The following is a 2,875-nucleotide window of genomic DNA, read 5'->3' on the forward strand; positions in this document are numbered from 1 at the left end:
GTGCCCGCTGGCTTGGGCTGATCTACCACTGGCTGCTTAGTGCCCGCTGGCTTGGGCTGATCTACCACTGGCTGCTTGGTAGCCTCTGGCTTGGGCTGATCTACCACTGGCTGCTTGGTACCTTCTGGCTTGGGCTGATCTACCACTGGCTGCTTGGTACCTTCTGGCTTGGGCTGATCTACCACTGGCTGCTTGGTACCTTCTGGCTTGGGCTGATCTACCACTGGCTGCTTGGTGCCCTCTGGCTTGGGCTGCTCAACCACTGGCTGCTTGGTGCCCTCTGGCTTGGGCTGCTCAACCACCGGCTCCTTGGTGCCGCCGCGTGGCTTGGGCCTATCTGTTACTGGCGTGGAGAAGCCGCCCGGCTTGGGCTTATCCGTTACTGGCTTGGTGTCACCATTCGGCTTGGGCTCATCCGCTGCCGGTTTGGTATCTTCCTCTGCCTTCGGGGAACAACGAGCGATAACCACTTTGCCAGAATTCACTTCCCCTAGTTGAAGCAGTCCGGAGTTCAGGCTCGATCCATACAGTCGCTGCAGGCCAGTGCGGTCACCTACCAGCGGAGCGGAAAGATTAAGCAACTTGGATCCTGTCGAGGCCTGGTTGTCTGCCGCCGAGTTCGCATCGGCATGAGAGGACTTCACGGCGTCACTGTCGCCTGGGTTGCCAGGATGAGCCAACGGTGACGGTTGAGGGGTCACGTTCGGCGTGGGCATATGGTAATTTGCAGCGGATGCAGGTGCATTAATCATAATTACGTTTTCTCAGTTAGTTAAAAACAACAACACAACACTTCACAAGTAAAACACCCGTGAACTCTTAAATAGCCAGTCTCTATATTGACTACTCAAACTTTTACGCACGCATCAAAAAACGGCGTTATTAACGAATAACAAGCCATGACTTGTTGTGAGCACTTAAACTTGACGTTATGTTTCACTCATAAAGAGCGACTTGAATCTATTCAGCGCGCTTCTGACGTCGAATGAATTCCCCTGCAAGCCCGCCCTGGAAATGACGACTATCAAAGGCTGGCGCCTGCATCGCCCGGTACTCGCCTGAATGGGCACTCAAGCCATAGGCTGGCCTTACGTTTCGAGTGACAGCTTTCGGCTCGCAAGGATCTGTGCGAGGGGTTGGTTTAGGCTCGCACGGGTCCGGACGTGGTTGCGGTTCACGTGGGTTCGGACGCGGTCTCGGCTCACATGGTTCCGGACGCGGCTGTGGCTCACACGGGTCCGGGCGTGGCTGCGGTTCACGTGGGTCCGGACGCGGCCTCGGCTCACGCGGGTCCGGGCGTGGCTGCGGTTCACGTGGGTCTGGACGCGGCTGTGGTTCACGTGGGTTCGGACGCGGCCTCGGCTCACGTGGGTCTGGACGCGGCTGTGGCTCACACGGGTCCGGACGCGGCCTCGGCTCACGTGGGTGCGGGCGTGGCTGCGGTTCACGTGGGTTCGGGCGCGGCCTCGGTTCACGTGGGTCTGGACGTGGGTACGGTTCACGTGGGTCCGGACGCGGCTGCGGCTGCGGCTCGCGTGGGTCCGGACGTGGCTGCGGTTCACGTGGGTTCGGACGCGGCCTCGGTTCACGTGGGTCTGGACGCGGCTGTGGCTCACACGGGTCCGGACGCGGCTGCGGTTCGCGTGGATCCGGACATGGCTGCGGTTCACGTGGGTCTGGACGTGGCTGCGGTTCACGTGGATCTGGACGCGGCTGCGGCTCGCGCGGGTCCGGACGTGGCTGCGGTTCGCGTGGATCTGGACGCGGCTGCGGCTCGCGCGGGTCCGGACGCGGCTGCGGCTCGCGCGGGTCCGGACGTGGCTGCGGTTCGCGTGGATCTGGACGCGGCTGCGGCTCGCGCGGGTCCGGACGTGGCTGCGGTTCGCGTGGATCCGGACGCGGCTTCGGCTCGCACGGATCCGGACGCGGCTTTGGCTCACACGAATCCGGACGCGGCTTCGGCTCGCACGGATCCGGACGCGGCTTCGGCTCACACGGATCCGGACGCGGCTTTGGTTCACACGAGTCCGGACGCGGTTTTGGTTCCTCCGGTTTTGGCTCCTTCGGTTTGGATTCAGGCTTGGGTTTGGGCTCCTCGGGTTGAGGACGCGGCTGCGGCTTGGGATCTTTGGGTTCAGGGTTTGGCGCGGTTGTATCGCCGTGCGCCAAGATATCAGCAGCTTTTATCTGGCCAATGCTTTTTATTAATAGATCAGCCTTGCCGTTGCCTGTCAGATCCAGGGCCAGCCCCCCCTCGTTGCGGCCCTCGTCATAACTCATCACAGCCTGGCCGGGTTGGCCAGTTAAGCGATCGACGAACTTGAGAGCACTGACATTCGCTCTTTTAAGGACTGCGGATACATCAATCTTATCTGCGCCACTCGCAAAATCCAGGATGACATCAGGGTTATCCGGGGTGGAATCACTGGCATGGTCGTAAACAAAGGTATCTGCGCCGCCCCCCCCAGACAGTCTGTCCGCCCCCGCCCCCCCTTTGAGGCGATTGGCAACATGATTACCGATAAGTGTGTCGTCGCCCTTACCGCCCACTGCATTTTCCAGCGTGACGCCCTTGGCAACGGAAACGTTACCTTTCAACGCCCCTACATCCGAAAAGGACTCGGCATTGAGGTTGATTTTCTGATGGTGTGAATACCCAGAGAAATCCAATGTGTCATTACCACCACCATCCCACACACAGAAAATGGGTGTGTCGTTAGCCGACTTCAAACTATAGGCTTCACGGTTTCGGTGTTTTTCAAGGTAGTTGTCACTGTTCTTCGTTTTAAGCTGCTTGTTTCATAGTCGTTTCTTTCTCAGGGTTCAGTGTCACTGGCCCAGCGGGCTCGCAGTTTCTGACTGGGCGCACACCGCG

1 protein-coding gene and 1 pseudogene are annotated in these 2,875 nt (G+C 59.8%); one reads left to right on the plus strand and one right to left on the minus strand.

Annotation, left to right across the window (positions count from 1 at the left end; translation table 11 throughout):
• On the plus strand, positions 1-494 hold a 494-nt coding region (locus TX24_RS32090), incomplete at its 5' end, for a hypothetical protein (protein WP_208604741.1).
• A gap of 466 nt (positions 495-960) precedes the next feature.
• Here the strand turns inward: TX24_RS32090 and TX24_RS31585 are convergent.
• Positions 961-2,751: pseudogene (locus tag TX24_RS31585) on the minus strand (M10 family metallopeptidase C-terminal domain-containing protein); the annotation flags it as partial.
• Positions 2,752-2,875 lie beyond the last annotated feature (124 nt).

The sequence above is a fragment of the Pseudomonas lactis genome (assembly GCF_001439845.1).
GTDB lineage: Bacteria > Pseudomonadota > Gammaproteobacteria > Pseudomonadales > Pseudomonadaceae > Aquipseudomonas > Aquipseudomonas lactis.